The sequence below is a fragment of the Faecalibacterium sp. AM43-5AT genome (assembly GCF_003603345.1).
In the GTDB taxonomy this organism is placed as follows: Bacteria; Bacillota; Clostridia; order Oscillospirales; family Ruminococcaceae; genus Faecalibacterium; species Faecalibacterium taiwanense.
Genome location: NZ_QVGZ01000017.1, coordinates 25,920 through 32,568 on the forward strand (window position 1 = coordinate 25,920; position 6,649 = coordinate 32,568).

Annotated in this window: 11 protein-coding genes; 1 reads left to right on the plus strand and 10 read right to left on the minus strand. The window is 51.1% G+C overall.

Features of this window, described 5'->3' with window-relative positions; all coding sequences use genetic code 11:
- Positions 1 to 18: 18 nt before the first annotated feature.
- From DW937_RS13745 to DW937_RS13785, 9 genes are all read right to left on the minus strand, one after another.
- Positions 19 to 690, minus strand: a complete 672-nt coding sequence (locus DW937_RS13745) for a GTP pyrophosphokinase family protein (RefSeq protein ID WP_120121332.1) — start codon at positions 688 to 690, stop codon at positions 19 to 21.
- The gene (locus tag DW937_RS13750; protein WP_120121335.1) at positions 687 to 2,381 is read right to left on the minus strand and encodes an FAD-dependent oxidoreductase; all 1,695 of its coding nucleotides are present in this window, start codon (positions 2,379 to 2,381) and stop codon (positions 687 to 689) included. Before DW937_RS13750 ends, DW937_RS13745 begins: the two co-directional genes overlap by 4 nt.
- The gene (trxA, locus tag DW937_RS13755; RefSeq protein ID WP_120121336.1) at positions 2,378 to 2,698 is read right to left on the minus strand and encodes a thioredoxin; all 321 of its coding nucleotides are present in this window, start codon (positions 2,696 to 2,698) and stop codon (positions 2,378 to 2,380) included. The genes DW937_RS13750 and trxA overlap by 4 nt, the downstream gene beginning before the upstream one ends.
- A gap of 28 nt (positions 2,699 to 2,726) precedes the next feature.
- A complete protein-coding gene (locus tag DW937_RS13760; RefSeq protein WP_120121338.1) occupies positions 2,727 to 3,302 on the minus strand; it encodes a 4Fe-4S binding protein in 576 nt (191 codons plus the stop codon).
- Positions 3,299 to 3,502: a 4Fe-4S binding protein gene (locus tag DW937_RS13765; protein ID WP_097771465.1), complete on the minus strand. Its 204-nt coding sequence runs from the start codon at positions 3,500 to 3,502 to the stop codon at positions 3,299 to 3,301. Before DW937_RS13765 ends, DW937_RS13760 begins: the two co-directional genes overlap by 4 nt.
- An 18-nt stretch (positions 3,503 to 3,520) precedes the next feature.
- Positions 3,521 to 3,718, minus strand: coding sequence for a ferredoxin-thioredoxin reductase catalytic domain-containing protein (locus DW937_RS13770; RefSeq protein WP_097771466.1), 198 nt, complete (start codon positions 3,716 to 3,718; stop codon positions 3,521 to 3,523).
- Between the two features lie 122 nt (positions 3,719 to 3,840).
- Entirely contained in the window at positions 3,841 to 4,215 is a 375-nt protein-coding gene (locus DW937_RS13775) for a desulfoferrodoxin family protein (RefSeq protein WP_005946408.1), read from the minus strand.
- A 22-nt stretch (positions 4,216 to 4,237) separates the two neighbouring features.
- On the minus strand, positions 4,238 to 4,780 hold the full coding sequence (gene rbr, locus DW937_RS13780; RefSeq protein ID WP_005946411.1) for a rubrerythrin: 543 nt from the start codon (positions 4,778 to 4,780) through the stop codon (positions 4,238 to 4,240).
- Entirely contained in the window at positions 4,716 to 5,270 is a 555-nt protein-coding gene (locus DW937_RS13785; RefSeq protein WP_243111493.1) for a DUF134 domain-containing protein, read from the minus strand. Before DW937_RS13785 ends, rbr begins: the two co-directional genes overlap by 65 nt.
- A gap of 275 nt (positions 5,271 to 5,545) precedes the next feature.
- Here DW937_RS13785 and DW937_RS13795 point away from each other — a divergent pair, with 275 nt between their 5' ends.
- On the plus strand, positions 5,546 to 5,752 hold the full coding sequence (locus DW937_RS13795; RefSeq protein WP_082210884.1) for a DUF6219 family protein: 207 nt from the start codon (positions 5,546 to 5,548) through the stop codon (positions 5,750 to 5,752).
- Between the two features lie 317 nt (positions 5,753 to 6,069).
- Here the strand turns inward: DW937_RS13795 and DW937_RS13800 are convergent.
- A partial coding sequence (locus DW937_RS13800) for a DUF975 family protein (protein ID WP_120121340.1) occupies positions 6,070 to 6,649 on the minus strand: 580 nt, incomplete at its 5' end.

The following is a 6,649-nucleotide window of genomic DNA, read 5'->3' on the forward strand; positions in this document are numbered from 1 at the left end:
CATTTTATATCCGACGCATTATGTTAAGATGTGCAGTAGATGTTCCATTTTGCTGTCCCATTCTCTGCTGGAATCGGCGCACTCTTTCAATTCAGTTTCGACTTCAGCATTTATCGGCAAGTTTTTCTTGTAGCGGATGGTATGCTCAAGGCTTGCCCAGAAGTCCATAGCGATTGTACGGAGTTGTATCTCCACTGGCACATGGCTCTCTTTTTCCGCAAAGAATACCGGCAGCCGGATCGTCAGGTGCAGACTGCGATAGCCATTTGGCTTAGGGTGTGAAATATAATCTTTCTCCGTGATGATTTCAATGTCAGACTGATCTTTTAAGCACTTTGCCAAAAAGAACACATCTTCCTCGAAAGAGCAGATCACCCGCACACCGGCAATATCCATGATATTTGCCTGCATGGTCGGAAAATCCAGAGAAAGTCCGCGCTTCTGCATCTTATTCATAATGCTGGACGGCGACTTCAAGCGACTTTTCATACTTTCTATCGGATTGCGATCATGCTGCAATGAAAACTCTTCGTTTAGAATTTCCAACCTGCTTTCCAGTGCTTTCAGCGCACATCGGTATTGCAGCATGACTTCCTGATACCTGCGATTTTCGCTTAAAAGGCGCTGGCACTGCAGATCATCTAAGCCTTTATCTGCCGCAACCGTCAAGCCAAATAGATTTTCACTCATAGTTTCTCCTTTCCGCAGGGATAGGCGCTCCGCGCTGTCTGCTGCTCTTGTGTTACGACCTGATAAAAACTGTATCCGCCGGAGAGATGGGAACAGCTGAAACCATACTGCGTCAAAAGTCGGCAGGCCAGATAACTGCGAAGCCCTGTCTGGCAATTCACATAGACAGGCTTGTCCCGCTCTAACTCGTCCAAGTGCTCCCGCAGATCGTCCAGTGGAATATTGCGGAATCCATTCAAGTGCCCACGCCGATATTCGCCTTCCGTACGGACGTCCAGCAGCGTCGCACTGCCATCGCAGGGCAAGTCCTCAACATCATTCCAATGGAACTGCTGCACTTTCCCGCTCTCCAAATCCTCGATCATAAAACCGGCCATATTGACCGGATCCTTGGCAGAGGAATAGGGCGGCGCATAGGAAAGGTCAAGTTCCGTCAGTTCCAAAGCTTTCATTTTTGCGCGAATGGCCGTTGCCAGTACATCAATACGCTTGTCCACGCCCTCGCCGCCAACGATCTGCGCACCCAGCAGCCGCAGGCTTTCCTTTTCATACAGTACCTTCATTGCCATAGACTGTGCGCCGGGGTAATAGGCAGCGTGGGATGCCGGGAATAGCACGACTTTGTCGTAAGCGATCTCTGCTGCCTGCGCCGCTTTTTCATTGATCCCCGTGGAGGCCGCTGTCAAGCCGAACAGTTTCAGAACAGACGAGCCCTGAGAGCCGTGAAAGTGGCTATTGCCGCCACAGATATTGTCAGCGGCAATGCGTCCCTGCTTGTTGGCGGGTCCCGCCAGCGAAATCAACGCTTTCTGCCCGGTTACAAAATGGGCGACCTCTACGGCATCGCCCACAGCATAGATATCCGGCACGGAGGTTTCCATCCGTTTGTTGACAGCGATGCTGCCACGAATACCAAGCTCAAGACCGACATCTTTTGCTAAATGCGTATCTGGGGTAACACCGATGGCCAGCAAAACCATATCCGAATGCAGCGGCTCACTACCCTCCAGCAGGGTCAGCACGGAATCTCCGTCCTGTCGAAATCCGGTGACGGTTTCACCCAACCGCAGAGTCACGCCGTGTCTGCGCATTTCCGCATGGACAAAGCTCGCCATGTCCGCATCCAGTGGTGCTAATAGCTGATTGGGTCGCTGAACGATGGTGACAGAAACGCCCATTTCTGTAAGGTTTTCCGCCATTTCCAGACCGATAAAGCCGCCGCCAGCCAAAACAGCGCTTTTCAGCTTCTGATCCTCTACAAAGTGCCTAATGCGGAGGGTATCCTCCACGGTGCGCAGCGTGAAAACACGCTCACTGCTGACGCCGGAAAGCGCAGGAACCGTCGGCTTTGCGCCGGGTGCGAGGAGCAGTTTGTCATAGGTTTCCGTGTAGACCTTTCCACTATCCAATGCGTGAATGGTGACGGTTTTCTCTGTGGGATCGATCGCAGTTACTTCCTGCCGTACCCGCACATCAATGCGAAAGCGGTCCCAGAAGCTCTCCGGAGTTTGCAGTGTCAGTTCTTCTTGCTCCTTGATCACACCGCCCACATAATACGGCAGACCGCAGTTGGCATAGGACACATAGCCGCTGCGCTCGATCATGATGATCTGGGCGTGTTCATCCAAACGGCGGATGCGGGCAGCGGCAGAAGCACCGCCCGCCACACCGCCTACGATCACAACTTTCATCTTGTGCCCTCCACCATTGCGGCAATCTCCGACTTAGGCCGATAGCCGACCGATTTGGTAATTTCCTTTCCATCCTTGAATACGACAAGCATCGGGATGCTGGATACTTGAAAACGCATTGCCAGCTCCATCTGCTCGTCCACGTTGACCTTGCCCACCTTGAGCGTACCGCTTTTTTCTTCGGCAAGCTCATGCAGTACGGGAGAGAGCATTTTGCACGGTCCGCACCAGTCCGCATAGAAATCCAGCAGGACGGGCTTGTCGGAATGCAGTATCTCATTTTCAAAATTCGCAGCAGTAATTTTCAGTTCAGCCATGAGAAAGGCTCCGTTCTGTTATCTTTGTTTATTCTTTGTTTTTCAGCTTGCAAATGCCCTGCGTCATGGTTCCCATCGGACAAAACGCACACCATGTGCGGGGCTTGTAGAGCACCATAACGATCAGACCCAGCAGCAGAGAGGTCAGCATGAGGCCATAAAAGCCAAAGCTGAACTGCGCCACCCAGTCAGTGACCGTACCGGCTGTATAAGTCCAGCTCCACGGCACACGGAATGTCCAGAACAGCTTAATGGCCTCCCGCAGGGACGTAGCACCAGCAGCGACCAGATAGGTCTGGAACACCATGTTGCCGAACATCGTCAGGAAAAAGAGCAAAAAGGCATAACGGAACCACTTGGAGGACATCCAGCGGGGCGTGGGCTTGCAGCGGGAGCATTTAAGGTCTGTCCCCAGCTTGCTGAACAGTTGACCCCGTCCGCAGAGGTGGTTGCAAAAGAATTTGTTCCCGCCAAAGATGGCTAAAAGCAGCGGCAGAAGAAAATCGATCATGCCCAGCCACGCGAACAGGATATTGAAAAAGCCCAGTGCAAAATAGATGATGGCATACACCCACAGGTAATCGTACCAATGCTTTGCTTTCATGCGTCAGCCCTCGCTTTCACCTCAATGCAGCCGACGGGACAGAGTTTTGCGCACTTGCCGCAGCCTACGCAGCGTTCCGCCTCCACGGCGGCGTAGCAGCCGCGGCGCACCTTGACAGCCCCCAGTGGACAGGTATTTTCGCACACACCGCAGGCGACGCACCGCGTCTTATCTATGGCAGCCAGTTTCTTTGACAGCATAGCTTTCCTCCCTTAATCCTACAAGGATTTGTAATAGAGCATACAGTGGCAGACCCCCTCGAAGCCCGGATCTGCAATTGGATTCTTGAACTCCTGGCACATACATTTGGTTGCCTCTGTGCGCTCCCTGCGGCAGGGACAGTACCCGCCGGTGCGCTTGAGTCCTTTTCTGATGGTGCTGACAATCTCCTGATCGGGATTGAGCTTGATTTTCATGTTCGTCAGCTCTTTCTTGATTGTGGCTTTATCATACCGCAGGACAAAGTCTTTTTCTGTGACGAGGTTACATTGAAAAAAAAATCCGGTGCTTTTTGAGCACCGGATTTTAAGAAGGTGAATTACGCTTTCCACAGACTGTGGAGGTTGCAGTAGGCGTAGACCGCCTCGACCTCATCGCCCTCGCAGAGAGCGAAGCAGACCTCCGGCTTTTCGCCGGGATGCAGTTCCTTACGCTGATTGCCCTGCTTGGTCTGGAGAGATACCCATTCGATGTAGTGCTCCGGCAGCATGGGGTGCTCCACAGAGCCGACCTTGACATGGACAATGCCGTTTTCCACCGTCCAGACAGGGACGTGCTTCTCCACGGCAGCGTCGGTGGTGCCGGGAACGATCTCGCTCATCGGCTCGCCGCAGCAGACAACAGGGACGCCTGCGTCCTTAACTTTGGCAATGATGTTACCGCAATGCTTGCAAATGTAAAACTTCTGCTCCATGATAATTCTCCTTTTCTTTTCTTTAATAGTTTTCTGCATGAATTTCAAAATAGCTCTGGGGATGGTTGCAGGTGGGGCAAACCTCCGGGGCCTTCTCGCCCACGACGATGTGACCGCAGTTGCGGCACTCCCACACCTTGACCTCACTCTTGGCAAAGACCTCTGCCATCTCCACATTGTGCAGCAGGGCACGGTAGCGCTCCTCATGGTGCTTTTCAATGGCGGCTACCAGGCGGAAACGCTGGGCCAGCTCATGAAAGCCTTCCTCATCGGCAGTTTTGGCAAAGCCATCGTACATATCCGTCCACTCGTAGTTCTCACCCTCAGCGGCGGAGAGAAGGTTTTCTGCGGTGTCGCCAATGCCGTTCAGTTCTTTGAACCACAGCTTGGCGTGCTCCTTCTCATTATCAGCGGTTTTGAGGAACAGTGCCGCGATCTGCTCAAAGCCTTCCTTCTTGGCCTTGGATGCAAAATAGGTGTACTTGTTGCGTGCCTCGGACTCACCGGCAAAGGCAGCCATCAGGTTTTTTTCGGTTTGAGTTCCTGCGTATTTCGTCTCTTTCATGGTGGATACTATGAGTGATTTTGCCGTCCAAAGCTTCATAAAGCTTGAACTGCTCGGTGTGACCGAAGTGCTGAAAGATTTGACCGTTTTCATAGGCAACTGCAATTTTCATAATGGAATCTCCTTTGCAAGTTTTGCCTGATTTTTCCATGTTGGCTCTCTGCATCCAGCAGCAGCGGCCGCAGTGAGCTGCCTCCTGTCCTCCGCAGATGCGGTAGTTTCCCCCGGTGATGTGCAGCGGTTTCCCGTGGACAAGACACGCTGCGATCTTGCTCCGTGCGCTTTCGTAAATCTCCTGCACGGTAGAGCGGGAAATGTCCATTTGAGCGGCACACTGCTCGTGGGTTTGCTGCTCCAAGTCAACCAGCCGAATGACCTCGTATTCGTCTAGCGTCAGCAGGATCGGCTCGGTATTCTCGCACCCGTTGGGACAGAATGTATCGACCTGTGGTACGCCACAAATTTGACGGCACCGTGGCGGTCTTGGCATGGGAGCTTTCCTCCCTTTGTATTCGGTATATTCCGATTGTAGCACTTTGAGCAGAAAAAAGCAATTTTTTCAAAAGCTGCTACATTTTCCGTCCTCATATGTGTGCCGGCTGATATTCGGAGTCGAATGCTACATGTGAGCCTTGTGCGTAATGCCCACCGATCATGACCGTAGCGGCAGTCACAGCCTCCACATGAAAGCGTTCCCGGTAATGCTTGCATTTTCGTAAAAAAACGTTATAATTGAATCAGTTAAATCAAAGGAGGTATCAAATCATGAAATCACATAAATACTGGTCCTTAGGCGCACTTTTCTGTATGTTGGGATGCATTTATTCTGGAATCAAAAAATCTATGACTGCGCATAAATACTTTGCCTATTCTTCATTGCTTTGTATGGGTATGTCCATTTATTCCGGTCACAAACTGGTTTCTCCAAAGAAGAAAAAAATCACTAAATCAAATAATAGTGAGAATAGTTAAACAAAAAATTTCCTTTATTCATCAAAGACAAAGTTGCTGGAGAATTTTTTTCTCCAGCAACTTTCTTCATATAGAAAACGCTGGGAGAGATCTCCCAGCGCAAGCAGCCCTAATCACAGTACCGACGTGTGCCAAGCCAAAGTGGACCCAGTACCCACAACCAAGGCAGTGAAAACGTTCTCGTCACTTTTAATACCGTAAGCACCAGCGTTAAAGCATACAAGAGGCTCATTGTAATTATTTCGGAACGGTCAGGTTTCTTATCCATACGCAGACCACCTCGAAAATCCGGTCACATCTGCGAAATAGTATAAAAGTCAGTATGCTTCATCCGGTTCGGTAGGTGCTGCGGTAATATCGCGGTAGAAAGTGGCCCATGCAGCTTCCTCATAGGGGCGTACAAAAAAGAAGCCAATGCTCAATGGAATTGTCAGCAGAAGAACAAGAGAAATCGCCATAGCCTCTGAACCGGTGAAATATTTGAGAACCAGAAAACCCCCGGCATACAGTGGCAACGAACAAAGCAGCTCCCAGCCAATGAAGCTGAAATCCAGACAGAACAGCCGCCATTTGTTGCCATTCATGATCCGCCGGGATTCTGTGATCGCTTCATTTGCGGTCAGCGAAGGATGCTCGGACATGATGTAAGGTGTCATCGCATAGCTGTATGTTTTCACGATTCCCGGAATCACCAACAGCAGCGACCAGAGGGCGATGTACAGACCCTGCAGGAATTTCATGCAGAAGCCATCCCACAGACGGTCTTTCTGAGAGAACAAATCCGAGATGGCAGCATCCTTTCCATCTACAAGGTTCAAATTAAAATGAGCATATCCCAGTTGAGCTGCACCGCCCACGATCAGTTGGAGGACTGCCCACAGAACAATGCCGGCAAGC

Excerpts from the sequence above, each read along its gene's own strand:
- DW937_RS13745 (WP_120121332.1), bottom strand. The coding sequence starts at position 690 with ATGAGTGAAAATCTATTTGGCTTGACGGTTGCGGCAGATAAAGGCTTA.
- DW937_RS13750 (WP_120121335.1), bottom strand. The coding sequence starts at position 2,381 with ATGAAAGTTGTGATCGTAGGCGGTGTGGCGGGCGGTGCTTCTGCCGCT.
- trxA (WP_120121336.1), bottom strand. The coding sequence starts at position 2,698 with ATGGCTGAACTGAAAATTACTGCTGCGAATTTTGAAAATGAGATACTG.
- DW937_RS13760 (WP_120121338.1), bottom strand. The coding sequence starts at position 3,302 with ATGAAAGCAAAGCATTGGTACGATTACCTGTGGGTGTATGCCATCATC.
- DW937_RS13765 (WP_097771465.1), bottom strand. The coding sequence starts at position 3,502 with ATGCTGTCAAAGAAACTGGCTGCCATAGATAAGACGCGGTGCGTCGCC.
- DW937_RS13770 (WP_097771466.1), bottom strand. The coding sequence starts at position 3,718 with ATGAAAATCAAGCTCAATCCCGATCAGGAGATTGTCAGCACCATCAGA.
- DW937_RS13775 (WP_005946408.1), bottom strand. The coding sequence starts at position 4,215 with ATGGAGCAGAAGTTTTACATTTGCAAGCATTGCGGTAACATCATTGCC.
- rbr (WP_005946411.1), bottom strand. The coding sequence starts at position 4,780 with ATGAAAGAGACGAAATACGCAGGAACTCAAACCGAAAAAAACCTGATG.
- DW937_RS13785 (WP_243111493.1), bottom strand. The coding sequence starts at position 5,270 with ATGCCAAGACCGCCACGGTGCCGTCAAATTTGTGGCGTACCACAGGTC.
- DW937_RS13795 (WP_082210884.1), top strand. The coding sequence starts at position 5,546 with ATGAAATCACATAAATACTGGTCCTTAGGCGCACTTTTCTGTATGTTG.